We start from the raw sequence: 24,437 nt of genomic DNA, 5'->3' as shown, positions 1-24,437 counted from the left end.
GTTCAGCCGCCGATCGCGCTCATGGGCCGGATCGGCTGCGCGAACCCGGCCTCGTTGATCTCGTGCCCGGCGAGCTTGCCCCACATGGTCCGCCGCCAGGCGTCCGCTATCTCTTCATCGCGCGCGCCCGCGCGCGCGAGGGAACGCAGGTCCGTCTCCTCGTTGCTGAACAGGCAGGAGCGGATCGCGCCGTCCGCGGTCAGCCGGGTCCGCTCGCAGGCCGAGCAGAACGGCCTGGTCACCGACGCGATCACGCCGACGTCGCCGGGGCCGCCGTCGACCAGCCAGCGTTCCGCCGGCGCGCCACCGCGGGCGGCCGGGAACGGGGAAAGCGTGAATTCCTCTTGCAGCAGACCGAGAATCTCGGCCGCCGTGATCATCTCCTTGCGGTTCCAGCCGTGCTGGGCGTCGAGTGGCATCTGCTCGATGAACCGCAGGTGGTAGCCGTTGTCGAGGCAGTAGCGCAACAGCGGCGCCGCCTCGTGCTCGTTGACGCCGCGCATGAGGACCGCGTTGACCTTGACCGGGGCGAGCCCGGCGTCACGGGCCGCGGCCATACCGGCGAGGACGTGGGACAGGCGGTCGCGGCGGGTGATCCGGACGAAGATCTCGGGATCGAGTGTGTCGAGGGACACATTGATCCGGCGCAGGCCGGCTTCGGCCAGGCTCGTGGCGCGCTTGGCGAGCCCGATTCCGTTGGTGGTCATGGAAAGCCGGGGCTTCGGCTCGAGTGCGGAGATCTCCGCGATCAGGCCTTCGAGCCCGGGGCGCAGCAGCGGCTCGCCGCCGGTCAGCCTGATGTCGGTCACGCCGAGCCGTTCGACCGCGATGCGCAGCAGCCGGATCAGCTCGGCGTCGCTCAGCACCTGGTCACTGGGCATCCAGTCCAGGCCCTCGGCGGGCATGCAGTAGGTGCAGCGCAGATTGCACTTGTCCGTGAGCGACACCCGCAGATCGGTGGCGACGCGGCCGAATGTGTCGATGAGCGCGGGGTTTTCCGGTCTGGGCATGCTCGGCGCACCTCGTGTACCGGGGACGCGAGGAAACCCGAGATCTACAGCCGTCATTGCCACCAGACTAACGCGCAGATCGACAAAATGACCGACTGGTTAGAATGTTTTGTAACAAAGTGGCTCAGTCGGTGAAAGGGTGGCCGGATGGCGGACGCGGCGGCCAGGCGTTACCCGGTGACCGAAGAGGAGCTCATGCGCTTCGCTCACCTGGGCCGCGAGAGCAGCACGCTGACCGTCGTGCGGCATCAGCGCATCGCCGAGCAGATGGGCCTGTCCGGCACCGACCACAAGGCACTCGACCTGGTCGGGCAGGCGGAAGGTCCGCTGACCGCGGGCCGGATCGCCGAGCTCACCGGGCTTTCCACCGGGGCCGTGACCGGTGTCATCGACCGCCTGGAGCGCGCGGGACTCGTCCGCCGGGTGCGCGATCTGGAGGACCGCCGCAAGGTGCTGGTCGAGGTCGTCACGATGGACATGGAGCGGTTCGCGCCGCTGTTCGAGTCGGCCGTCGCGGCCACCAAGGACATTCTGGAGCGCTTCTCGCCGGAAGAGCGCGAAGTCGTCGAGCGCTATCAAAACGCGATGCTCGACTACCTCCGCGCCGAAGTTCTGGGTGAACGTACGAACCGTTAGCTTTTCCGCATCTGCGGAGATAATGTTTGCCGCATGCCGCAATTCCGGTTATCCGAGGCTGCCCGCCTGCTCGGGGTCAGCGATGACACCGTCCGCCGCTGGGTCCGTGGCGGGCAGCTGACCGCCACCGAGGACGGCTCCGGCCGCAAGGTGGTCGACGGCGCGGAGCTGGCCGCGTTCGCGCGGGCGCAGGCCGAGCAGCCGGACGACCCGTCCGCCGTCGGCCGCTCGGCGCGCAACCGGTTCGTCGGGCTGGTCACCGAGGTCATCACCGACAAGGTGATGGCGCAGGTCGAGCTGCAGGCGGGCGGGCACAGGCTGGTGTCACTGATGAGCTCAGAGGCCGTCCGCGAGCTGGGGCTGGCTCCCGGCGTGCTCGCGGTCGCCGTCATCAAGGCGACCACGGTCGTCGTGGAAACCCCGGAGGGGTACCGATGAGAACCGCCGCTGTTCTTTCCGCTGTCGCATTGCTGGCCACGGCCTGCGGGTCGGACCCGGCGCCCGCCGGGAGTCCGGCGCCCGAGGCCAAGACGCTGACCGTGTTCGCGGCGGCCTCACTGACGGAGTCGTTCACCGCGCTGGGCAAGCAGTTCGAGGCGGCGCACGCCGGCGTCACCGTCAAGTTCAACTTCGCGGGCTCGTCGGCGCTGGTGCAGCAGCTGACGCAGGGCGCGAAGGCGGACGTGTTCGCGTCGGCCGATCAGGCCAATATGGACAAAGGTGTCAAGGGTGGCGTGATCGACGGGCAGCCGGTCGTCTTCGCCACCAACAAGCTGACGATCGCCGTCGGCAAGGGGAATCCTCTGAAGATCGCGGGTTTCGCCGACCTCACGAAGTCCGGGCTGAAGGTCGTCGTCTGCGCGCCGCAGGTGCCGTGCGGCGCGGCGGAGCAGAAGGTCGAGACGGCCACCAAGGTCGATGTGAAGCCGGTCAGTGAGGAGCAGGACGTCAAGGCGGTGCTCGCCAAGGTCCAGTCCGGTGACGCCGACGCTGGCCTGGTCTACGTCACCGACGCGACCGCGGCCGCCGGCAAGGTGGACAAAGTGGACTTCCCCGAGTCGTCGGGCGCGATCAACAACTACCCGATCGCCGCGGTCAAGGGCGGGCAGGCCGACCTGGCCAAGGCGTTCAACGACTACATCCTCAGCGGCGGCCGTCCCGAGCTGACCAAGGCCGGATTTGGCGCTCCTTAAAAAAGAGGTCGTGAGTGTTCCGGCCGGTTCTAACCGGCCGGAACACTCACGACTCCCGAAAGTCTTGTGGGTGCCCGCCGGGGTGGCGCTGGCGCTCGTCGTGTTGCCCGTGGCCGGGTTGCTGGTCCGGTCGGATTTGAGCCGGTTGCCGTCGTTGCTGGTGACGCCGTCTTCGCTGCACGCGTTGCGGTTGTCGCTGGTGACGGCGGGATTGTCGACCGTGGTGTGCGTCGTGCTGGGGGTGCCGCTGGCGGTGGTGCTCGCGCGGTCGGGGATCAAGGGGATCCGGGTGCTGCGGGCCATCGTGCTGCTGCCGCTGGTGCTGCCGCCGGTCGTCGGCGGGCTGGCGTTGCTGTATTTGCTGGGGCGTAAAGGTTTTCTCGGATACGTGCTCGACCTGGCCGGGATCCAGGTGCCGTTCACGACCGCGGCCGTGGTGATCGCGCAGACCTTCGTGGCCATGCCGTTCCTGGTGGTCAGCCTCGAAGGCGCGCTGCGCAACGGCGGCGACCGGTACGAGCGCGTCGCGTCGACACTCGGCGCGAAACCGTGGACGGTGTTCCGCCGCGTGACCATCCCGCTGCTGCTGCCCGCGCTCGGTTCGGGCGTCGTGCTGAGCTTCGCGCGGGCGCTGGGCGAGTTCGGCGCGACCATCACCTTCGCGGGCAGTTTGGAGGATGTGACAAGAACACTGCCGCTGGAGGTCTATCAACAGGCGGAGGTCGACGTCGACAGCGCGGTCGCGCTCGCGTTGCTGCTGATCGTGGTCGCCGTCGTGGTGATCGCGGTCGCCAGGCCGAAGGCACTCGATGCTGCGGGCTGAGATCGAGCTGGTCAGAGGCACCTTCGAGGTGTCGGTGGACTTCGAGGTCGCCGACGGGCACGTGCTCGCGCTGCTCGGGCCCAACGGCTCCGGCAAATCCACTGTGCTCAGCTGCCTGACCGGGCTGCTCGACCCGGGGTCCGCCGACATCCGGCTCAACGGGCGCGCGCTCGCCGGGCTGCCGCCGCACGCGCGCCGGATCGGCCTGCTCGCCCAGGACCCGCTGCTCTTCCCGCATCTGTCCGTTATGGACAACGTGGCGTTCTCGCCGCGTTCGCGGGGCGAAAGCCGGGACAAGGCCCGCACGGTCGCCCGCCACTGGCTGGCCGAAGTGGACGCGCTCGCGCTCGCCGACCGCAAGCCCTCGCAGCTTTCCGGCGGTCAGCAGCAACGCGTCGCCGTCGCGCGCGTGCTCGCGAGCGAACCCGATCTGCTGCTGCTCGACGAGCCGTTCGCCGCGCTGGACGTCGACGCCGCGCCCGCGATCCGCGGGCTGCTGCGCCGCGTGCTCCGCGACGGCCCGACGACCGTGCTGGTCACGCACGACCCGCTCGACGCGCTGGCGCTCGCCGACCACGTGGCCGTGCTGGACGGCGGCCGGATCGTCGAGCGCGGCGTGACGCGTGAGGTGCTCGCGGCGCCGCGTACCGGTTTCACCGCGCGGATCGCCGGGTTGAACCTGGTCAGCGGAACGGCCACAGCGGACGGTCTGCGCACCGAGTCGGGTCACCTGATCGCGGGAATGCCGGCCGAGGTTTCGGCGGGCGAACCCGCGGTCGCGGTGTTCGCGCCCAGCGCGGTGGCGGTGTATCCGCACGACGACGACCACCCCGGCAGCCCGCGCAACACCGTGCACGCGGTGGTCGCGGCGCTCGAACCACACGGCCCGGTGATCAGGCTGCGCGTCACCGGCGAGGGCTGGGCGCGGGGCCTGACCGCCGACCTGACCCCGGCCGCGGTCGCCGACCTCGATCTTGAACCGGGCTCGGCCGTGACACTGTCGATCAAGGCCACCACGGTCTCGATACATCCGGCCGCCGGGACATAGGGTGGGCGCATGACGTGGACCTACTTGACCGACATGGACGGCGTGCTGGTGAAGGAGGAGCACCTCATCCCCGGCGCGGATGAGTTCCTCGCCGAGCTGCGGGCGAACGAGATCAAGTTCCTCGTGCTCACCAACAACTCCATCTACACCCCGCGTGACCTGCGCGCTCGCCTGGAGCGCACCGGGATCGACATCCCGGAGGAGGCCATCTGGACCTCCGCGCTGGCGACCGCGAAGTTCCTCGCGTCGCAGCGGCCGAACGGCTCCGCGTTCGTGATCGGCGAGGCGGGCCTGACGACCGCGCTGCACGAGGTCGGCTACGTGCTGACCGAGGTCGACCCCGACTACGTCGTGCTCGGTGAGACCAGGACGTACAGCTTCTCCGCGATAACCCGCGCGATCCGGCTGATCGACAACGGCGCCAAGTTCATCGCGACCAACCCGGACGCGACCGGCCCGAGCCTCGAGGGCTCGATGCCCGCGACCGGATCCGTCGCCGCGCTGATCGAGAAGGCGACCGGCCGGTCGCCGTACTTCGTCGGCAAGCCGAACCCGTTGATGATGCGATCCGCGCTGCGCAGGCTCGGCGCGCATTCGGAGAACACGCTGATGATCGGCGACCGGATGGACACCGATGTCCACTCCGGCATCGAGGCGGGGCTGCAGACGATCCTCACCCTCACCGGCATCTCGACGCGCGAGACCGCCGAGCGCTACCCGTACCGTCCGACGCTGGTCATCGACTCGATCGCTGACCTGATCGGGCGTACTCGTGATCCGTTTGGGACCGAGTGACAAGCGGTGACACCGTGAGAAGGCCTATCTTCTCAAGATGAGCACCTACGTCGTGGGCGACGTCCACGGGCACCGCGACGCGCTGGCTGACGCCTTGCGTGTCGAGGGGCTCGTCGACGACGCCGACAACTGGTCGGGCGAGGACGACCACCTGTGGTTCCTCGGTGACTTCGTCGACCGCGGTCCGGACGGCGTCGGTGTGATCGATCTGGTGATGCGGCTACAGGAGCAGGCCGAAGACGACGGCGGCCAGGTGCAGACGCTGCTCGGCAACCACGAGATCCTGCTGCTCGGGATGTACCACTTCGGCGACACGGAGGTCCCGTCCGACTTCGGCCCGCGCAGTTTCGCGCGCAGCTGGGAGATCAACGGCGGGCTGCTGACCGATCAGGAACGGCTCACCGACAAGCACGTCGAATGGCTCACCTCGCGGCCGCTGCTCGCGACCGCCGCCGACCACCTGCTGATGCATTCGGACACGCTCGAGTACCTCGACTGGGGCGACGACATCGAGGAGATCAACGCGTCCGGCCGCGCGGTGCTCGAAGGCGACGACATCTCGGACTGGTGGGACGTCTGGCGGCGGATGACCACCCGCTACGCCTTCCGCGGCCCCGACGGTCCCGAGGTCGCCCAGCGCCTGCTCGATCTGCTCGGCGGCTCGCGGATCGTGCACGGCCACAGCGTCATCGCCGACCAGCTGGGCATCCACCCCGCGCAGCTCGACGGCCCCTACCTCTACGCGGGCGGCAAAGCACTCGGCATCGACGGCGGCCTCTTCGTCGGCGGCCCCTGCCTGGTGATCGAGCTCCCCTTCGAGCCCGAGGACTAGAAAAAAATCCCAATGTGGCTTTGGTCGGCTTTGGCCTGACGAATGCCACATTGGCGGGCCTGAAAACTGACGAATGCCACATTGGGATTTTTTCCCTGGTCGGGCTAGGGGAGGGGCACGATCTCCTTGCCGAGGGGCATCAGCGAGACCGGGATCATCTTGAAGTTGGCGATGCCCATCGGGATGCCGATGATCGTGACGCACAGGAGCGCGCCGGTGACCAGATGCCCGATGGCCAGCCAGATCCCGGCGAAGATCAGCCAGATCAGGTTCCCGAGCAGCGACGCGGCGCCCGCGTCACGCCGGTCGACGACCGTCCGCCCGAACGGCCACAGCGCGTAGTTCGCGATGCGGAACGAGGCCAGCCCGAACGGGATCGTGATGATGAGGACGCAGCAGATGATGCCCGCGACCAGGTATCCGACGGCCATCCAGAATCCGCAGAAGATCAGCCAGATGATGTTGAGGATGAAGCGCATCAGACGTGTAACTCCCCGCTCGCGACCGTGACCGCCTGCCCCGCGAGGCGCAGGCGGTCTTCGTTGTCAGTAAGAGAGACGCGCACGATGCCGCCTCGTTCCGAAGCCTGCTCGGCGACCAGCTGCTTCTTGCCGAGCTTGGGCGCCCAGTAAGAGGTCAGCGTGCAGTGCGCCGAGCCCGTCACCGGATCTTCGTCGATGCCGACCGCCGGCGCGAACACACGGCTCACGAAGTCGATCTCGGGCTTGTCACTGGGCGCGGTCACGATGATCGCGCGCGTTTCCAGCTCCGCCAGCGCCGCGAAGTCGGGTTCCAGCGCGCGCAGCCGCGCGGCGTCGGAGACCTGCACGAGGATGTCCGAGACCCCGCGGCCGACGTACTCGGCGGTGATGTCCAGCGGGATGTCCTCGCCGGTCTCCTCCGGCGGGTCGGCGGGGAAGTCCATGTACACCCAGCCGTTGTCGGCCTTCGTGGTCAGCGTGCCGCTGAGCGTGGTGAACTCCTGCTCGCCCTGCAGCACATGGCCCGCGGCGAGGGTGGCGTGCCCGCAGAGTTCGACCTCGGTCTTCGGCGTGAACCACCGCAGCGGCACCTGGCGCGCGCCGAGTTCGAGGAACGCGGTCTCAGGGTGCTTGAACTCGGCGGCCACCGACTGCATCCACGCCGGATCGGCCGGACCGTCCAGCAGCACGACCGCGGCGGTGTTGCCCCGGAAGGCCTCACCGGTGAACGCGTCGACGAGAAAGAAGCGCATACCTCGAAGGTAGCGGTTTACTGAACCCATGCGAGTAGTCGATCTAGCTTCCCGCCCCGATCTGTGTGACGCCGCTCTCGATCTCGGCGATGTCGGCGGCCAGTTCATCTACCAAGGCGCCAGCGGGAAGATGATCACCGCCGAACGCTTCCTTCGCTTGTGGGGCCGCTACTTCCTCATCGCGCTCGACGACGACGGCGTCCCGATCGCCCGCGCGCTCTCGGTCCCGCTCGCGTTCCCCGCCGAAGGCCGCGCCGAACTGCCCGACCACGGCTGGGACGAAGCCATCCAATGGGCCGCGCAGGACGTCATGGACGGCCGCGCGCCCACCGCGCTGTGCGCGCTCGAGGTCGTCATCTCACCGCGGCTGCGCGGAACCGGCCTGTCCGCGCCGATGCTCAAGGCACTCAAGGCCCGCGCCGCCGAAGACGGCCTGCGCAAGCTCATCGTCTCCGTCCGCCCCATCGGCAAGGAGAACGAGCCAGACACACCCATGCCGGACTACGCCGCGCGCCGCCGTCCCGACGGCCTGCTCGCCGACCGCTGGCTGCGCACCCACGAACGACTCGGCGCCCGCGTGATCAAGGTCTGCCCGTTCGCCGTGACGCTGACCGGGTCGTTCGCCGACTGGCACGCGTGGACCGGTGTCGAACTCGTCGACGGCGAGAACCACATCCCCGGCGGGATCGCGCCGGTGAACGCGTCGAAGGAACTCGACTACGGCAGCTACATCGAGGCCAACGTCTGGATGGAACACCCGATGGACGACTGACCGGCCGTGGTCCGGTGCCCCCGCGGGCACCGGACCACAGTGGTCATCGACAGGTGTACGGGCCTGCCCTGTCCAGCACCGCCCCGGTGGTGTCGACGACCTCCCACGAGTAGGACTTGCCGTTGAGCACGAGCTTCATGACGCCGTGCTTGGCGAAGATCTTCTCGACGCCTTCACGGGCCCTGTAGTCCTTGTAGAGGTAGTCGCCGCCGATGCCGACGATGACCGAGCGAACACCGTTGGCCTCGTTGACATGGCCGTTCGCGTCCAGCGGCTTCGTCCGCTCGTAGTGGTGGTCGTGCCCGGTGAACACCACGTCCGCCTTGGCCCTGTCGAGCTCGTTCCACATCGGAGCCATCTGCTTCTTGTCGCCCGCGTTCCCCGAGTTGAACCGCGGGTGATGCCAGTAGCCGATGACGCAGGACTTGGTGTTCCTCGCGAGATCGTCGCGCAGCCACGCCACCTGGTCGGAGCCGCCGCCGGTGTAGACCGGGTTCGAGTCCATCGCGACGAAGTGGAAGTCACCGATGTCGTAGCTGTAGTACGGCAGGCCCTTCGGGTACGCGATCGCGCCGAAGTACTCCTTGTACCCCCTGAGCTGGTCGTCCCACTCGTGGTTGCCCGTGGTCGGTTTGGTGATGGCCTTGAACTTGCCCCAGGTCTTGTCGTAGTGCGCGCGGTACTCCGAGATGGTGCCCTTGTGGTACTGGTTGTCGCCGACCGTCAGCACGTACCGCGGGTTGATCCTGGCGATCTGGGCCGCGGTCTGTTCGTGCGTGGAGAACATCTCGGGGTTGGCGATGTCGCCGGCGATCGCGATGGTGATCGGCCCGGTGCCACCCGGTTTGGTCGACGCACTGAGCGCGGCGCTCGCGGCGGAGACGTTGCCTGCCGCGTCCCTCGCCCGCACCGTGTACCCGAATTCGACGCCCGACGCCAATCCGGTGTCGGTGTACGCGGTGGTCGCGGAGGTGCCGACGACGGCGCCGTCGCGCAGCACCTCGTAGTCGGTGACGCCGACGTTGTCGCTGGACGCGGTCCAGCCGAGCGTGATGCTGTCCGTCGTGGTGGCTGTCGCCGCCAGCCCGGTGGGCGCCGACGGCGGCTGGGTGTCGTCCCCGCCCGGGCGGGAACCGTAAACTTCCAGTTCCCACAACGAATAGCCGTACGAGGTGCCCCGTGCGGTGCCGTACACGCGGACGTGGCGTGCGGTCGCGTTCAGCCCGAGGTGTTCGTCGATCGCACCGTCGCCGCCGGTGATCGACTTGAGGTCCTGCCAGGTCCTGCCGTCGGCCGACCCCTGGATCTTGTAGGTCTTGGCGTACGCGGCTTCCCAGTTCAGCTTGACCTTGGTGATGGTGGCCGTGCCGCCGAGATCGACGGCGATCCATTGCGGGTCAACGCCTTCCTCGCTCGCCCAGCGGGTCGTGGCGTCGCCGTCGACGGCCTGCCCTGGACCGAAGCCGGTGGTCTCGACGGACGAGGCGGTGACCGGTTTACCGGCGGAGAGCAGGGATTCCGCCTGTGCCGGGCTGCCGGAGGCGATCAGTGTTTGACCGAGTAGGGCCAGTGTCGCGACGGCGACGCCGGCCAGCGGGGTTCTCCGTTTCATGTGCGCTCCTCGACTCCGTTGTGTCGAAGCATTAGTTAGGGAACTTTCCTAACTCTGAGGTAAACACGGAGTAAAGGAGCAGTCAACGGCCGCCCGCAGGCTTGCACCGAATTCGGCGGGTCGCACCGGTGGTGTTGCGGCTGGAGGACTCCACGTGCGACGACTCGGTCTCAGTCCACGTGAGAGCTGAGGTCGAGCGCCCCTGCCGGCGAGCCCGGCAGGGGCGCCTTCCGGGTCACATCTGGGCGATGAAGGGGTTGGCGCCGGTCATCCGGATGCCCTCCGGGCACCTGGCGGTGGAAACCCGGTGCGGCGGCGCCCAGTTGCCCTGGTGCTGCTCGCCGTCCTCGCAGACGATCACCACGCTGTAGATGGTGAACCCGTCGTCGAGCCGGTTGCAGTTGGCGATGGCTTGCGCCGGAGGAGTGCGTTTGATAGCCAGGTACTGGCAGTCCTGGCCGGGGATGGGTGCGTTCGCCGAAGCCGCGGTGACCGGCCCGGCGAGCACTCCGGCCATGGCGAATACGGCCGCGGTGGCGGCTTTGATCCTGTTGTCCATGGCCTGAGATTGCGAGACGGCGCTGTCGCCGCGCTGTCATTTCAGACTGGGCTGAAATGTCTTGCGGGCGTGACGGGTCTCCACGTGCGGGTGGCCGACGCGCCGGGTCGTTCCTAGACTCGGTGGGTCGACCCGTGAGGAGGCGTTCGTCATGCCCGAAGCACCCGCCGTGCCGAGCTACGCGTCAGGGATTTCCGAGGTCCCGCTGCTCGGTGACACCATCGGCGACAACTTCGCCCGTACGGCGGCGGCCTTCCCCGGCCGGGACGCGCTGGTGGACCGCACCACCGGCAGGCGATGGACGTACGCCGAGCTGGCGGCCGAGGTCGACGCGCTCGCGCTGGGCCTGCACGACCTGGGCATCCGCAAGGGCGACCGGGTCGGGATCTGGGCGCCGAACTGTGCCGAGTGGACGTTCACCCAGTACGCGACCGCCAAGCTCGGGGCGATCCTGGTCAACATCAACCCGGCGTACCGGTCGCACGAGCTGGAGTACGTGCTGAACCAGGCCGGGATCCGGCTGATCGTCGCCGCCGAGAGCTTCAAGACCTCGGACTACGCGGGCATGATCGAGCAGGCGCGGCCGAAGTGCGCCGCGCTCGAACACGTCGTGCTGCTGGGCTCGGACGCCTGGAACTCCTTGCTGGACAAGGAACGGACCGGGTCGATCGACGTCGAGCTGAGCGCGGACGACCCGATCAACATCCAGTACACCTCGGGCACCACCGGCTTCCCGAAGGGCGCGACGCTCAGCCACCACAACATCCTGAACAACGGGTTCTTCGTCGGCGAACTCTGCAACTACACCGAAAACGACCGGATCTGCATCCCGGTGCCCTTCTATCACTGCTTCGGCATGGTGATGGGCAACCTCGCCGCGACCACGCACGGCGCGTGCATGGTGATCCCGGCGCCGTCGTTCGAGCCGAAGGCGACGCTGGAAGCGGTCGCGGCGGAGAAGTGCACCTCGCTCTACGGGGTGCCGACGATGTTCATCGCCGAGCTGGCCGACCCGGACTTCGACTCGTTCGACCTGTCGTCGCTGCGCACCGGGATCATGGCGGGCTCGCCCTGCCCGGTCGAGGTGATGAAGCAGGTCATCGAGCGGATGGGCATGGCGGAGGTGTCGATCTGCTACGGCATGACCGAGACGTCGCCGGTCTCGACGCAGACCCGCGCGGACGATTCGGTGGACCGCCGTGTGTCGACCGTGGGCCGGGTCGGGCCGCATCTGGAGGTCAAGGTCGTCGACCCCGAAACCGGGCTGACCACACCGCGCGGCGAGCCGGGTGAGCTGTGCACGCGCGGGTATTCGGTGATGCTCGGGTACTGGGAGCAGCCGGACAAGACGGCCGAGGCGATCGACGCGGCTCGGTGGATGCACACCGGCGACCTGGCGATCATGGACGACGAGGGCTACGTCAACATCACCGGCCGGATCAAGGACATGGTCATCCGCGGCGGGGAAAACCTTTATCCGCGCGAAATCGAGGAGTTCCTGTACACCCACCCGGACGTGCTGGATGCTCAGGTGATCGGCGTGCCCGACGCCAAGTACGGCGAGGAGCTCATGGCGTGGGTGCGGATGAAGGACGGCGCGACCCCGCTCACCGCCGAGACCGTGCGCGAGTTCTGCACGGGAAAGCTGGCCCACTACAAGATCCCGCGCTACGTGCACGTGGTCGACGAGTTCCCCATGACCGTCACCGGCAAGGTCCGCAAGGTCGAGATGCGCGAACGGGCCGTGGAACTCCTTGGCCTGCAAGACCTCCTCAAGGCCAAGCACGCCTAGGGTCGTGAGTGGTATGGCCGGTTAGAACCGGCCATACCACTCACGACCTCGGACCAGCCGAAATGAGATGCGTGGCCGCTAATGCCTGCCACGGGTGCCAGCGCGCCGAGGCTCCGTCCAGTGGGAACGCGGTGCGGCAGCCCAGCCGGTAGGCGATCTGGTTCGCCTGCGCCAGGCTCACGCCGGGCAGCGCGGCGAGTTCGTCCACAGTGGACCCATGATCGACCGCGCCCAGTTCTCCTTCGGGCGGAGGAAAGGTGTGCGTGAGACCGCCGGGCAACCCAGGTGCGGGCGAGCCGTGCACCTTGACGAACTCAGCCACGTCATCGCCCAGCATGACCCGCATCGCGACTTCGTAGCCACTCCACGCACCCGGCACGGAGAGCCCGGGGCGGGCGCGTACCAGCGGTCCCACCACCGGGTCGCCGAGCAGCGCCGCCGCACCGGCCGAGTGGTCGGCGTCGAGCCCCACGATCCGCGCGGCCCCGTCCACCACATGGATCAGGTCTTCCCAGTACGGCAGGTGCGCGCGCAGCAGCAGATGGTCCGTGCCGCCGGGAGAGATCTCCAGCAGCCCGGGCGCGTCGTGGATCGTGATCGTCCGCCGGTAGGTGCTGTCCTCAATGGACTCCACGCCCGGGATCGCCCACCCGGCCAGCAGATCCAGCATCGCGGGCCAGTCGTAGCCTGGCAGGAACGGCAGGCGCAGCGCCAGGCCGCCGTCGGCGACCAGCCGGTCGGCGCGGCGCCTGCGGTCACGCAGATCCGTCGGCGACGCGCGGAAGACCTCGCGCATGGTCCGGTTGAACTGCCGCAGGCTCCCGAACCCCGAGGCGAACGCCACGTCCAGCACGGTCAGGTCGCTGTCGTCCAGCAGCCGCCTGGCGAAGTGCGCGCGCCGTGACCTGGCCAGCTGATCCGGGCTGGCGCCGAGGTGCCGCAGGAACAGCCGTCGCAGATGCCGCGAGGACAACCCGACCCGCTCGGCGAGCGCGGTTTCGGTGCCGCCGTGGTCGAGCGCTCCGCCGATGATCAGCTGGACCGCCCGGCACACCAGCTCCGGCGCGTCGGAGCCGACCGGGCCAGCCACCCGGTACGGACGGCAGCGCAGGCACGCGCGGAAGCCCGCCGCCTCGGCGGCTGCCGCGTGTTCGAAGGTGATGTTGTTGCGTGGCAACGGTTTCGCGCCGCACCCCGGACGGCAGTAGATGCCGGTGGTGATGACAGCGGAATACGTGGTCACAGCTCAGGTATACGCGATACCTGACTCCGGCACCGGCCATATCCGGACATCGGCGGGTGTCCGGATATGGCCGGACCCGGCGCCCGTGGTCGGCGAAGCTTGTCGGCGTTCCCGACGAAACGAGGAGTTTCCCTTGCTCACCAAGGTTTTCCCCAGCCACCTCAATGACGGCAAGCAGGCCGAGGTGTACCGGCGGCTGTTCGCGGACACGATCGTCGAGTTCGTCGAGCTCGACCACGAACTGCTCGTCGAGCTCTGATGCGGCACCTGCACCGGCCGGGCGCGCCACTCCTGCTGCCCAACGCCTGGGATGTCGCGTCGGCGGTCGTGATCGCCGACGCCGGTGCCGCGGCCATCGCCACCACCAGCGCCGGTGTCGCCTGGTCACTGGGGGTGCCGGACGGCGCCGACCTGGGCGCCGACCGCGTGGCGGAGGTGGTCGGGCGCATCGTGTCGGCCGTCGATGTGCCCGTCTCGGCCGACATCGAGGGCGGGTACGCCGACGTCGCCGCGACCACGACCGCGGTGATCGAAGCGGGCGCCGCCGGGATCAACCTCGAGGACGGCACCCGCGACCCGGCCGAGCAGGCCGAGCGCCTGTCCGCCGCGCGTGCGGCTGCGGACAAGCTCGGCGACACGATCTGGATCAACGCTCGCACCGACCTGTTCCTGGCCGGCCCCGGCTCGCTCGACCAGGCGCTGGCCAGGGCCGAGCGGTACGCGGCGGCGGGCGCGGACAGCCTGTTCGTGCCAGGGCTGACCGACCTCGCGGTCATCACCGAGCTCGCGAACGGCCCGTTGCCGCTCGCGGTGATGGTCCACGACGGCGCGCCCACGGTCGCCGAGCTGACGGCGGCGGGCGTCGTCCGGATCAGCCTCGGCGCGGCGATCGCCCAAGCCGCCTACGGCCTCGCCGCCCGCGCGGCCGCCGAGCTGCTCAAGTCCGGCACCTACGCCTCGACCAGGGAAGGCTTCCCCTACGGCGCGCTGAACAGGCTGCTCGGGTAAGTCGTGATAGCCCGAAAGTGGCTTTCGTCAGATGCGACCTGACGAAAGCCACTTTCGGGCTAAGACCCCTTGGCGGCTTCGGCGAAGGCTCGGGCGTCCTCCTCGCCGAAGGTCTCTTCGAGGTGCTCGGGCGAGTAGTCGAGGTCGATCTTCTCGACCGGCATGCCGCGCGCGGACTCGATGGCGCCGAGGCGGCGTTGCGCGCGGTCGGCCGCGTACTGGATCAGCTCCTGCGCGTCGTTGTCGAAGGGCTGCTCGTCGAACTGGTCGTCGGTCCACTGGATCATCGCCAGCGCGATCGGCAGCAGCTCGCCCATGCGCTGGTGCACCGCGTCCCACATCGCGTCGTCGGCGGCGACGTGGCGGCGGCAGGTGAAGGTGCCCCAGGCCATGTGACGGCGCTCGTCGTCGCCGATGCGGCGGACCAGTTCCTGCATGCCCGGCAGGATGTTCTGCTCGGTGCAGATCTTCTGCCACGCGTAGTACCCGGTCAGCGCCAGGCTGCCCTCGACGACGTGGTTGTACGTCACCGAGGCGCGAATCTGGTTGAGGGGACTGGGATCCGACTCCAGCAGGCCGAGCGATTCCGGCAGCTCCTCGTAGAAAAGCTTGCGGTAGTGCGGATTCTCCGCGACGTACGGGTGCAGATCCTCGGTCAGCCCGACGGCGTCCATCCACAGCCGGAACACCTGGACGTGCTTCGCCTCCTCGAAGGCGAACTGGGTCAGGTACATCTCGTCACCGAAACGGCCGGTGGCGGACATCGCCTTCATGAACGGCTGGATGTCCTCGGTCACCGCCTCCTCGCCCGCGATGAACTGCGCCACCAGGTACCGCACCGAGCGCTGCTGCTCCGGGTTGAGCGAGTCCCAGCCCTCGGGGTCACCGGAGAAGTCGATGTCCGCCGGGTTCCAGAACTTCTTGTTGCCCTTGGCGAACAGCCGCAGCGGGAACGACTCCCAGTTGAGCCCGCCGCGCTGCAGCGAGCTGAAGCCGGTGCGCCGCTCGGACAGGATTTCAGTCATGGCAGGCCTTTCGTGTGAACGCGATGACAGCTGGTGCGATGACGGCGCACACCGACTCGGCCGCTTCGGCCGCGGAATGCGTCTGGAGCACGAGATGGCTCAGCGACAGGCGGACGACGGTCTCCGCCAGCAACGCCGCGGCCTCGGGCCCGAGCGACGGCTCGAACTCGACGTACTGCTGCTCGGCCAGCGCCACGGCCGCCGACAGCACCGGCTCGCCCTTGGTGGTCAGCAGCGGCAGCAGGTCCTCACCGGTGCCGAGCGCCGCCGCGACGAGCTTGTTCTCCCGCGCGTGTTCGATGGTGAACCGCACGGCCATGCCGATGGCCGTGATCAGGTCGTCCGCGTTTTCCAGGCGCTGCTTGATCCCTTCGAGGAACTCGGACGTGGTGCGCAACGCGACCGCGCGCGTCAGCGAGGCCTTGTTGCCGAATTCGTTGTAGACGGTCTGGCGGCTGACCCCGGCCCGCGCGGCCACGTCCGCCATGCGCAGCGCGGTGTAACCCTTCTCCGGGAGCAGCTCGGTCGCCGCGTCCAGCAGGGCCTCACGCAGGGAGGCTTTGGTCCGTTCGGTGAAGCTGGTGATCTCCGCCACATCTCCAGCTTGACACTAACTCGAAATATGTCAAGGCCGTTGACTTTCTCAATGAACCTGTACAACGGCTAACGTGAGGGCCATGGGGATAACCGTGGGCTTCGACCTGGACATGACGCTGATCGACCCGAGACCGGGCATGAGCGCGGTGATGAACGCGCTCGGCGCCGAACGCGGCGTCGAGATCGACGGCGATCACTTCGCCGCCAACCTCGGCCCGCCACTGCAGCACGTGCTGCGCGACTCGGGCGCGCCGGAGGAGCGGATCGACGAGCTGGTCGACCGCTTCCGCGAGATGTATCCGGAGATCGTCGTGCCGCAGACGGTCGCGCTGCCCGGCGCCGCCGAGGCGCTCAAGGCCGTCCGCGCCGCGGGCGGGCGCACGCTGGTCGTCACCGGGAAGTTCGGCCGCAACGCCTGGCTGCACGTCAAGGCGCTCGGGTTCGAGGTGGACGAGCTGGTCGGCGAGCTCTGGTCGACCGAGAAGGCCGCCGCGCTCACCGAACACGGGGCCGTCGCCTATGTGGGTGACCACGTCGGGGACATGCGGGGCGCGCTCACCGCGGGCATCCCCGGCATCGCGGTGGTCAGTGGTCCGTGCTCACGGACGGAGCTCGAAGAGGCGGGCGCCGACGTGGTGTTCGACACCCTCGACGAGTTCCCTGCCTGGTTCTCAGGCTTTGCGGCGAGCCTCACGCACTAACGCGATCAAGCCGAGTCCCAGTCCCAGAGGGGTGATCACGCCCGCCGCCGCGCTCAGCCAGATCGGCAGGTTCTGCAGGCCGGCCGCGAACATGATGAAGACGGCGAACACGGCCAGCATGCCGATCGCGAAGAGGCCGATGCCCAGGCGCATCAGGAACGACTTTCCCATGCCGCTGAGGGTAACCGCAGGTATCAGCTTCACCCCACGGTGTGTGGCGAGATAGGCTTATAAGACGCGCGCCCTGGGTACGCCCCGGGGCGCGTTCGTCGTGAACACAGAAGGAATGGGTGAGGGCAGTGCCGACCGGCAAGGTCAAGTGGTACGACGCGGAGAAGGGATTCGGCTTCGTCACGCAGGATGGTGGCGACGACGTGTACATCCGCAAGGCCGCGCTACCGCAGGGCGTCGAGGGGCTCAAGGCCGGTCAGCGGCTCGAGTTCGGGGTCGCCGACGGCAGGCGCGGCCCGCAGGCGCTGTCGGTGCGGCTGCTCGACCCGCCGCCCTCGGTGGCCGAAGCCAGGCGCCGCCCCGCCGAGGAGCTGCACGGCCTGATCGAGGACATGATCAAGCTGCTCGAGCTCAAGGTGCAGCCGGACCTGCGCCGCAACCGGTACCCGGACCGCAAGTACACCAAGCAGATCGCCGAGATCATGCGCGCGGTCGCGCGGGACATCGATCCCTAAACCGCTGCTTCGATCTGCAGTGACCAGAAGGCCCGCATCACCAGCACGGGCGTGCCGTCCTCGTCGACCACCAGCCTGCCCTGATCGACGGCGGGCGCGGGCTGCTGGACCTCGATACCGAGGATCTGGTCGCCGGGGTTCGGCGTGCTCGCGGTGTACGCGTAGTGCTCTTTGTCGGTGAAAAGCTTCTCGATCGCGGGCTGGAGCTCGCCCTTCGAGTTCGCGTAGACGACGATGATCTTCCACGGCGTTTCCGCGATCTCGGCGGGCACGGAGATCTGGACAGGCTTGCCCGGCCGGGCTTTCAAGCTGGCCGGGCTGGCCTGGTTCTGCTTGCAACTGCCGTTGATGACGTCGCAGTGCACGGTCGGCTCGATCCGGATCGTCTTGCCGTCGGCGAAGAACGTCACCTCGGGCTCGCCGGGGGCCGAGCAGCCCGTGAGCAGGGCCGCACCCACCGCAAGAGAAGCCACCATCGCAGAACGCCGCATGAGCTGAACCCTACGAGCCCTGCCACCGGCGCGGCGCGGGTCCCCCCGGAGTGACGTGCTCGACCGGCGCCGCGCGCAGCGGCCGGTCACCGCCGAGCCCCGGGATCAGCGAAGTCCCGCGGTGCACCAGGAACGTCTGCACCAGGCCGATCGCCAGCAGCAGCGTCAGCACCAGGAAGCCGATCCAGAACGTCGGCGGCAGCAGCAGCCCGACCGCCCCGCCGAAGCACCACGCGAGCTGCAGCACGGTCTCCGAGCGGCCGAACGCCGACGCCCGCGACTCCTCCGGCAGGTCCTCCTGGATCACCGCGTCGAGGCTGATCTTGGCGAGCGCGCTCGCGGTCGCGCCGACCAGGCCGACGACGGCCGCGGTCGCGAGTCCCGGCAGGATCGTGGCGAGCAGCGCGGCGGCGAACGCGCCGCCGACGCAGCCCAATATCACCTGATCGGGTTTGCCGAAGGTCATCCGCGAGCCCAGCGCGTTGCCCAGGAACCCGCCGACACCCGCGGCCAGTCCGATCACGCCGAGCAGCAGCAACTGCATGAACGGGGTCTGGTGCGTCTCTTCGGCCTGCGCCTTGATGGCGAAGGCGGAGAACATCATCAGGAACCCGGTCAGCACGCGCACCGAACCGTTGCCCCACAGCGAAAGCACGATCTGGCGGCCCATCGGCTGCCTGCGCTTCTTGCGCTTGCGCTCCGGGTGCGCGCCGAGCACCGCCGGGACCTCGCCCTCGGTCACCTCGACCCACGCCGGGATCCGCATCGACTGCACCGCGGCCGCGACGCAGATCAGCGCGGTGAACCACAGCGCGCCGGACGAGCCGAACAGGCTGTTCACGCCGCTGGCGACCGCGCCCGCGCCACCGGCGGCGATCAACCCGAACACGGTCAGCCGCGCGTTCGTCTTGGACAGGGTGATCTCCGGTGGCAGCACGCGGGGCGTGACCGCCGCCTTGAGCACCGTGAACGACTTCGAGAGCACCATCATCCCGAGCGCGGCCGGGTACAGGCCCCAGTCGTCGAAGTGCAGCGCCATGATGACGGCCATCAGCGCCTGACCGGCCGACGAGACGCACATCGCGAGCCGCCGCCCGCGCTGGATCTTGTCGAGCGCGGGCCCGATCACGGGCGCGACCAGCGCGAACGGCGCGATGGTGATCAGCAGGTAGAGCGCGACCTTGCCCTTGCTCTCGCCGCTGGTCGCGGCGAAGAACAGGGTGTTGGCCAGCGCGATCGCCATGGCGGCGTCGCTGGCGTAATTGAGCATGACCGCGTACGTCAGCGCGGACAGGCCGGACTTGTCGGCGCCATCGGCCTTGGTCGCGCGGTGGAAGGCGTCGACCGCTTGCCCGGTCAGCTGGCGGCTGCGCAGCGCCGCGACCCGGGTGACGGTGAGCTTCTTCGGCATCCGGGGCAGCGCGCCGGCGACCGCCTCAGTCCGATGAGCACTGTTGACCTGCGGTTCCGGCTCCTCACGAGGCTCGCCCGCGTAGCCGTTGGTGTCGTAGTGGTCGTACATCGGCTCGGTGCGCCGCGCCGGGTCCGGCGGGTACGGCCTGGCCCCGCGTGGCGGGGTCTGCATCGGCACGGCGCCGGTCGGCGCGTCGTCGGCCGTCGGCTGGTACGGACGCGGCGCGTCGTCATAGAACCGGCTGCGCGGTGGCGGCGGGGCCTGCGGTGGCTGCGGCTGGGCCGCCGCCTGCTGCCAGGGCTTGGCCTGCGGGGCACCCGGTTCCGGGGTCCACTTCCGCTTGCGTTTGCGGCCCGCGCGCCCGCCGCCCGCGCCATCGGCGGGCGGGTGCTGGGAACCGAAACGAGTCACGCTGTCAATCCTGCCTTAGTCCGGCCCGGTCTCGCGCGTTTACAAGGGCATACCGGGGTTTATTCAGGGGTTCGGGACGAACCTCACCTCGAACATCTTCGGCCACAGCTTCCCGGTCAGTACAAACCGGTCGGAACCGGGTACCGCGGCGATGCCGTTGAGCACGTCCGCGGCGGTCCGCTCACCCGCTGTCAGCAGGCCCGACGCGTCGATCTCACCGGTGACCCTGGCACTCGGCAGGTTGAACCGGAGGATCCGGTCGGTCTGCCAGACGTTGATGTAGACGTCGTCGCCGACGCACTCGAGCTCGTTGAGCTGGGTGTGGCCGACGCGGACGGTGCCGGTGACCGCGAAGGTCACCGGGTCGCGGAAGGTCAGCGTGTCGGAGCCGTTGCTCATCACCAGCCGGTCCCGCTGGTGGCACAGGCCCCAGCCCTCGCCCTGGTAGGGCACCCGGCGCAGCTCGGCCAGCGTGGCGGCGTCGCGCTCGATGGCGTACCCGTTCCGCCAGGTCAGCTGCCACAGCTTGGGGCCGAGCACGGTGATGCCCTCGCCGAAGATCTCCGGCGAGAGCGCGGCCTTGACGGTCGGCGCCTCGCCTGCCGGGCCCGCCTGCACGACGGACTTCCTCTCCAGCCCGGTGCCCTCGAACAGGGTGTTCCCGGCGAATTCGAGGCCTTCGGTGAACGCCGTGACGTCGTGGGGCAGCACTCTCACGATCTCGGGACGCAGGCGCTGCGGCCCGGTGTCCACACTCGACGCGGGGGTGTTCGAGCAACCACAGAGGGCAATCGCCAGCAACGGCGTGAAGATGAGCTTCCGCACATGCACAGCCTGACATGGGGCGGCGAGCGGCGTGCGGCACAATTGGGCGTATGACCCTGCTGCTGACCTTGGACGACGGATCGTTGCACAGGAAACTGGCCGAAGCCGTCGAGACGGCGCGTGCCGCCGCGCTCGAAGAGGCCGAGGCCGGTCAGGTCGGCGATTACGTCGGGGTCTCCCGCGAGGACGCTGTCGCGGTCAGCCACCTCTTCGAGGGCAAGGTGCCCGGCTACCGCGGCTGGCAGTGGTCGGTCACGGTCGCCACGGTCGACGTCGAGGACGCGCCGGTGACGATCAGCGAGGTCGTGCTGATCCCGGGTCCCGACGCGCTCGTCGCCCCGGCCTGGGTGCCGTGGGAGCGTCGCGTCCGCGCGGGCGACCTCGGTGTCGGCGACATCTTCCCGACCGACAAGGACGACCCGCGGCTGGCGCCCGCGTACCTGGCCTCCGACGACCCCGAGGTCGAGGAGGTCGCGCTGGAGGCCGGGCTCGGCAGGGTGCACGTGCTCTCGCGCTTCGGCCGCGAGGACGCCGCCGCCCGCTGGCGCGGTGGCGAGTACGGCCCGCGCTCGGACATGGCACGCAGCGCGCCAGGTCAGTGCGGGACCTGCGGTTTCTACGTGTCGCTCGCGGGTTCGCTGCGTGGCGCGTTCGGGGTCTGCACCAACGACATCTCGCCTGCCGATGGGCACGTCGTCAACGTCGAGTACGGCTGCGGCGCGCACTCGGAGATCGAGATCGAGGTGACCTCGTCGGTCCCGGTGGCCGAGCTGGTCTACGACGACTCGCTGATCGACGTCCTCGAAGACGACAGCGTCGACGCCTGATTTTTCCGCGACAGAGCCCCGCCCGACCGGCGGAGGCTCTATTGTCGCGCCGTCGAATATCCGCCTAACGTGAATTCAATTCAGGAGGAGCGCACTCGTGGCGACGCTTGATCCCTTCGGCACGGAAGCGCTGCGCTCGTCGGTCCTGCGGGCGTGGGCCGATTCGCCGACCCGGTTCACCGAGGACACGAACTCCGAGCACGACCTGCGGGTCGGCGGGTACCGCGACCGGCTCTTCGTCGAGCTCGCGCAGAACGCGGCCGACGCCGCGCTGCTCGCCAAGGAACCCGGCGTGCTTCGAGTGTCCCTTGTGGACAATGAGCTGCGCGTCGCCAACACGGGCGCCCCGCTCGACGCTTCGGGTGTCGCTTCGCTGGCCTCGCTGCGCGCGTCCGCGAAGGGTGAGGGCACGGTCGGCCGGTTCGGCGTCGGCTTCGCCGCCGTGCTGACCGTGACGTCCGAACCGCGCGTGGTCTCCGCCGGTGGCGGTGTCCGGTTTTCGGAGGCGCTGACCCGCGAGGAGTCGGGGCGCACCGGTGACGTGCCGGTGCTGCGGCTGCCGTGGGCGTTCGAATCCGTTGTCCCGCAAGGCTTCGACACCGAGGTGCAGCTGCCGCTGCGTGACGGCGTCGATGGCGCGTCGCTGCTCGAGGGCATCGCTTCGGAAGCGCCGGATCTCCTGCTCGCGCTGCCGTGGCTGGCGCGCATCGAGGTGGGCGACGAGGCGTGGACGCGGTCGTCCGCCGAGGACGACATCGTCGAGATCGGCTCGCCGGACGGTTCGGTGCGGCGCTGGCTGACCGAGGGCGGCTGGGCCGTCCCGGTCGACGCCGATGGTGTCCCGCAGCCGCTGACCGAAGACGTCTTGTACGCGCCGACCCCGACCGACGAGCGGCTTTCGCTGCCCGCGCGGCTGCTGGCATCGGTGCCGATCGAGCCTTCGCGGCGGCGAGTGCTGCCGGGCGCGCGTGCCGTTTTCGAAGCCGCTGCTGGTGTTTATCCGGCTCTGGTAAGGAAACTTCCCGCCGAGCACCGGCTGGCGCTTGTGCCCGCGGGCGGCTTCCCGCTGTCTGAAGTGGACGGTCAGCTGCGCGAACTGGTGATCGCCGCGCTGAGGTCGTCGGAGTGGCTGCCGTCGGCGGCGGGGCCGGAGCTTTCCGGTTCCCGTGCCCGGGTTTTGGACGCAGAGGCGCCCGAGTTGGTGTCGCTGCTCGTCGAGGTCGTGCCCGGCCTTTGCGCGTTGTCGGGGCTTCCGGTCGTGCGCGCGCTGGCCGTGGTCGGCTCGGATCCGTTGCCGGTGGCCGAAATCGTCGACCTGCTGACCGGGGTCACCCGGGAACCGTCGTGGTGGCGGTCGGTGTACGACGCGCTGCTGCCGCTGCTGGAGTCGCACGAGGTCACCGTCGACGACCTCGGCGCGCTGCCGGTGCCGCTGTCGGACGGCCGGACGCTGCCCGGTCCTCGCGGCGCGCTGCTGGTCGGTGGCTCGGCCGAGCTGCTCGAACTACTGTCCGATGTGGACATCGCGGGCCTGCGCCTGGTGCACCCCGAAGCCGCGCACCCGTTGCTGGAACGCTTGGACGCCAAGCACGCCGAAGCCCGCGAACTGCTCGACGCGCCGGAGCTGCTGGAGGCCGTCGAGCGCAGTGTCGAGGACGCGAACGCCGGTTTGGATGGCATGGCGCTGGCAGGCGCGGTGCTGCGGCTGGTCGCGGAGACCTCGGCCGACATCGACTGGCTGGGCGCGCTGGCGTTGCCCTGCGACGACGGCTGGCGCCGCGCCGACGAGCTGGTGCTCCCGACGTCGCCGCTGCTGGAGATCTTCGACCCCGAGGTGTTCGCCGAAGACGGCCCGGTCTCGGTGCTCGACGACGACTTCGCCTCGGACTGGCCCGCCGAGACGCTGTCGGCCGCCGGCGTGCTCGACACGTTCGCGGTCATTTCCGATGCGGACCCGGTCGAGCCCGACCACGATCTCCCCGACGAGGAGGCCTGGTGGGACTCACTCGCCAAGCCGCCTGCCCGCGTGCTCGCGCTGCGCGACCTCGACCTGGTCGGTGACGACGCCTGGCCCGCGGCGCTGCGCCTGATCGCCTCGCGCCCGGAAACCTGGCGCGCGCTGATGGAGCCCGACGGCCACACCGCCTGGTGGCTCGCCCGCTACGCCCTGCTCGGCGACGAGCCGCCCCGCCACTGGCGGCTGGCGAGTGCTTCGTCGCTGGCCGGGCTGTACGACCCGGTACCCGACGTCGGCCTGCCCGCCGAGCTGCTCGCGGCCGCCGGCGTCCGCGCCGCACTCGGCGGCGACGAGGAAGACCTGCTCGACCGGCTCGGCGACCCGTCGCGGACGATCCCGGCAGGCCTGGTCGTCCACGCGCACGGCGCGCTGACCGGCGAGCACGAGCCCGCCCGCATGCGCGCGATGGACGGCTCGGTCGTCGACGCCTTCGACGCGGTCGTCCTCGACGTCCCCTGGCCGGTCGCGGTCGTGCCCCGGTCCCGGCTCATCGGCGTGGTGGACGACCCGGCCGGCTTCGCGGCGCGCCTGGACCTCGCGGTCGCCAGCGACCTCGCGGCCGAGGTCACCTCCGAAGGCGACTTCGTCCTGTGGGCCGACCTCGAAGCGGTCACCCTCGCGGCCGAACTCCTCGGCGTCCCGGTCCCCGACGGCGGCTTGCTGCTGCACGAGTCCCTGACGGTCTCGTTCGACGGCGCTTCACACGACGCCCCATGGTGGAACGACTCCCGCCTCCACGCCGCCGACACCCCGGAAGGCCTGGCCAAGGCGTTCGCGTGGGCCACCGGCCGCTGGGCCGACCGCCACGTCGTCCTCGCCCTCATCAACGAACCCGACGCCACCACCCTCCTCGCCTGAGAACGGGATAAAGCGGGCTTTATCCCGG

The 24,437-nt window shown here is 69.3% G+C and carries 27 protein-coding genes; 15 read left to right on the top strand and 12 right to left on the bottom strand.

What is annotated here, in order from left to right; translation table 11 throughout:
- Positions 1-2: 2 nt before the first annotated feature.
- The gene (gene moaA, locus BLV57_RS08350) at positions 3-1,010 is read right to left on the bottom strand and encodes a GTP 3',8-cyclase MoaA (RefSeq protein ID WP_091288081.1); all 1,008 of its coding nucleotides are present in this window, start codon (positions 1,008-1,010) and stop codon (positions 3-5) included.
- A 147-nt stretch (positions 1,011-1,157) separates the two neighbouring features.
- Between moaA and BLV57_RS08345 the strand changes: the two genes are divergently transcribed.
- The 7 genes from BLV57_RS08345 (at position 1,158) to BLV57_RS08315 (ending at position 6,337) form a co-directional block, all read left to right on the top strand.
- Positions 1,158-1,646 (top strand): MarR family winged helix-turn-helix transcriptional regulator, encoded by a 489-nt coding sequence (locus tag BLV57_RS08345; RefSeq protein WP_091288080.1) that lies wholly within the window; start codon positions 1,158-1,160, stop codon positions 1,644-1,646.
- Positions 1,647-1,679: 33 nt separating this feature from the next.
- Positions 1,680-2,084, top strand: a complete 405-nt coding sequence (locus BLV57_RS08340; protein ID WP_091288079.1) for a TOBE domain-containing protein — start codon at positions 1,680-1,682, stop codon at positions 2,082-2,084.
- Entirely contained in the window at positions 2,081-2,839 is a 759-nt protein-coding gene (modA, locus tag BLV57_RS08335; protein WP_091288078.1) for a molybdate ABC transporter substrate-binding protein, read from the top strand. The genes BLV57_RS08340 and modA overlap by 4 nt, the downstream gene beginning before the upstream one ends.
- A gap of 64 nt (positions 2,840-2,903) precedes the next feature.
- Complete coding sequence (locus BLV57_RS08330) at positions 2,904-3,662, top strand: ABC transporter permease (protein WP_176968591.1); 759 nt, start codon at positions 2,904-2,906, stop codon at positions 3,660-3,662.
- Positions 3,649-4,710 (top strand): sulfate/molybdate ABC transporter ATP-binding protein, encoded by a 1,062-nt coding sequence (locus tag BLV57_RS08325; RefSeq protein ID WP_091288076.1) that lies wholly within the window; start codon positions 3,649-3,651, stop codon positions 4,708-4,710. Before BLV57_RS08330 ends, BLV57_RS08325 begins: the two co-directional genes overlap by 14 nt.
- Positions 4,711-4,719: 9 nt before the next feature.
- On the top strand, positions 4,720-5,505 hold the full coding sequence (locus tag BLV57_RS08320) for an HAD-IIA family hydrolase (protein ID WP_091288075.1): 786 nt from the start codon (positions 4,720-4,722) through the stop codon (positions 5,503-5,505).
- Between the two features lie 37 nt (positions 5,506-5,542).
- Positions 5,543-6,337 carry a metallophosphoesterase family protein gene (locus BLV57_RS08315; protein ID WP_091288074.1) on the top strand — a complete coding sequence of 265 codons (795 nt, stop codon included), beginning with the start codon at positions 5,543-5,545 and terminating at the stop codon, positions 6,335-6,337.
- A gap of 104 nt (positions 6,338-6,441) precedes the next feature.
- On the opposite strand, the gene BLV57_RS08310 is transcribed toward BLV57_RS08315, so the two are convergent.
- Positions 6,442-6,816, bottom strand: coding sequence for a YccF domain-containing protein (locus BLV57_RS08310; RefSeq protein WP_091288073.1), 375 nt, complete (start codon positions 6,814-6,816; stop codon positions 6,442-6,444).
- The gene (locus BLV57_RS08305) at positions 6,816-7,571 is read right to left on the bottom strand and encodes a PhzF family phenazine biosynthesis protein (RefSeq protein ID WP_091288072.1); all 756 of its coding nucleotides are present in this window, start codon (positions 7,569-7,571) and stop codon (positions 6,816-6,818) included. Before BLV57_RS08305 ends, BLV57_RS08310 begins: the two co-directional genes overlap by 1 nt.
- A 28-nt stretch (positions 7,572-7,599) precedes the next feature.
- On the opposite strand from BLV57_RS08305, the gene BLV57_RS08300 reads away from it, so the two are divergent.
- Entirely contained in the window at positions 7,600-8,343 is a 744-nt protein-coding gene (locus BLV57_RS08300; RefSeq protein WP_091288071.1) for a Long-chain-fatty-acid--CoA ligase, read from the top strand.
- 43 nt (positions 8,344-8,386) lie between these two features.
- Here BLV57_RS08300 and BLV57_RS08295 read toward each other — a convergent pair whose 3' ends face one another.
- Positions 8,387-9,955 (bottom strand): discoidin domain-containing protein, encoded by a 1,569-nt coding sequence (locus BLV57_RS08295; RefSeq protein WP_091288070.1) that lies wholly within the window; start codon positions 9,953-9,955, stop codon positions 8,387-8,389.
- Between the two features lie 235 nt (positions 9,956-10,190).
- A complete protein-coding gene (locus BLV57_RS08290; protein WP_091288069.1) occupies positions 10,191-10,514 on the bottom strand; it encodes a hypothetical protein in 324 nt (107 codons plus the stop codon).
- A 151-nt stretch (positions 10,515-10,665) separates the two neighbouring features.
- On the opposite strand from BLV57_RS08290, the gene BLV57_RS08285 reads away from it, so the two are divergent.
- Positions 10,666-12,306: an AMP-binding protein gene (locus BLV57_RS08285; protein ID WP_091288068.1), complete on the top strand. Its 1,641-nt coding sequence runs from the start codon at positions 10,666-10,668 to the stop codon at positions 12,304-12,306.
- 40 nt (positions 12,307-12,346) lie between these two features.
- Here the strand turns inward: BLV57_RS08285 and BLV57_RS08280 are convergent, their stop codons facing one another.
- Entirely contained in the window at positions 12,347-13,549 is a 1,203-nt protein-coding gene (locus BLV57_RS08280; RefSeq protein WP_091288067.1) for an AlkA N-terminal domain-containing protein, read from the bottom strand.
- A 133-nt stretch (positions 13,550-13,682) separates the two neighbouring features.
- On the opposite strand from BLV57_RS08280, the gene BLV57_RS44225 reads away from it, so the two are divergent.
- Together BLV57_RS44225 and BLV57_RS08275 are read left to right on the top strand one after the other, a co-directional pair.
- Positions 13,683-13,808, top strand: a complete 126-nt coding sequence (locus BLV57_RS44225) for a hypothetical protein (protein WP_281244395.1) — start codon at positions 13,683-13,685, stop codon at positions 13,806-13,808.
- Complete coding sequence (locus tag BLV57_RS08275) at positions 13,808-14,557, top strand: isocitrate lyase/PEP mutase family protein (RefSeq protein WP_091288066.1); 750 nt, start codon at positions 13,808-13,810, stop codon at positions 14,555-14,557. The genes BLV57_RS44225 and BLV57_RS08275 overlap by 1 nt, the downstream gene beginning before the upstream one ends.
- 59 nt (positions 14,558-14,616) lie before the next feature.
- On the opposite strand, the gene BLV57_RS08270 is transcribed toward BLV57_RS08275, so the two are convergent.
- A complete protein-coding gene (locus BLV57_RS08270) occupies positions 14,617-15,582 on the bottom strand; it encodes a R2-like ligand-binding oxidase (RefSeq protein ID WP_091288065.1) in 966 nt (321 codons plus the stop codon).
- A complete protein-coding gene (locus BLV57_RS08265; RefSeq protein WP_245757220.1) occupies positions 15,575-16,177 on the bottom strand; it encodes a TetR/AcrR family transcriptional regulator in 603 nt (200 codons plus the stop codon). Before BLV57_RS08265 ends, BLV57_RS08270 begins: the two co-directional genes overlap by 8 nt.
- A gap of 82 nt (positions 16,178-16,259) precedes the next feature.
- Between BLV57_RS08265 and BLV57_RS08260 the strand changes: the two genes are divergently transcribed.
- Positions 16,260-16,880: an HAD family hydrolase gene (locus BLV57_RS08260; protein WP_091288064.1), complete on the top strand. Its 621-nt coding sequence runs from the start codon at positions 16,260-16,262 to the stop codon at positions 16,878-16,880.
- Here BLV57_RS08260 and BLV57_RS08255 read toward each other — a convergent pair.
- Positions 16,851-17,051 carry a hypothetical protein gene (locus BLV57_RS08255; RefSeq protein WP_091288063.1) on the bottom strand — a complete coding sequence of 67 codons (201 nt, stop codon included), beginning with the start codon at positions 17,049-17,051 and terminating at the stop codon, positions 16,851-16,853. The genes BLV57_RS08260 and BLV57_RS08255 overlap by 30 nt on opposite strands.
- A gap of 128 nt (positions 17,052-17,179) precedes the next feature.
- Here BLV57_RS08255 and BLV57_RS08250 point away from each other — a divergent pair, with 128 nt between their 5' ends.
- Entirely contained in the window at positions 17,180-17,566 is a 387-nt protein-coding gene (locus BLV57_RS08250; protein ID WP_091288062.1) for a cold-shock protein, read from the top strand.
- Here the strand turns inward: BLV57_RS08250 and BLV57_RS08245 are convergent.
- The 3 genes from BLV57_RS08245 to BLV57_RS08235 all read right to left on the bottom strand — a co-directional run bounded on the left by BLV57_RS08245 (position 17,563) and on the right by BLV57_RS08235 (position 20,707).
- On the bottom strand, positions 17,563-18,057 hold the full coding sequence (locus tag BLV57_RS08245; RefSeq protein WP_091288061.1) for a DUF2771 family protein: 495 nt from the start codon (positions 18,055-18,057) through the stop codon (positions 17,563-17,565). The genes BLV57_RS08250 and BLV57_RS08245 overlap by 4 nt on opposite strands.
- A 10-nt stretch (positions 18,058-18,067) precedes the next feature.
- Positions 18,068-19,882: an MFS transporter gene (locus BLV57_RS08240; RefSeq protein WP_091288060.1), complete on the bottom strand. Its 1,815-nt coding sequence runs from the start codon at positions 19,880-19,882 to the stop codon at positions 18,068-18,070.
- A gap of 63 nt (positions 19,883-19,945) precedes the next feature.
- Positions 19,946-20,707, bottom strand: a complete 762-nt coding sequence (locus BLV57_RS08235; RefSeq protein ID WP_091289017.1) for a glutaminyl-peptide cyclotransferase — start codon at positions 20,705-20,707, stop codon at positions 19,946-19,948.
- A gap of 50 nt (positions 20,708-20,757) precedes the next feature.
- Here BLV57_RS08235 and BLV57_RS08230 point away from each other — a divergent pair, with 50 nt between their 5' ends.
- Positions 20,758-21,534, top strand: a complete 777-nt coding sequence (locus BLV57_RS08230) for a DUF3027 domain-containing protein (RefSeq protein WP_091288059.1) — start codon at positions 20,758-20,760, stop codon at positions 21,532-21,534.
- Between the two features lie 97 nt (positions 21,535-21,631).
- Positions 21,632-24,409: a sacsin N-terminal ATP-binding-like domain-containing protein gene (locus BLV57_RS08225; protein ID WP_091288058.1), complete on the top strand. Its 2,778-nt coding sequence runs from the start codon at positions 21,632-21,634 to the stop codon at positions 24,407-24,409.
- The last annotated feature ends 28 nt before the right edge of the window (positions 24,410-24,437 follow it).

This window comes from Amycolatopsis xylanica, assembly GCF_900107045.1.
Taxonomy (GTDB): domain Bacteria; phylum Actinomycetota; class Actinomycetes; order Mycobacteriales; family Pseudonocardiaceae; genus Amycolatopsis; species Amycolatopsis xylanica.
This window is presented reverse-complemented; position numbering and strand designations above follow the sequence as displayed.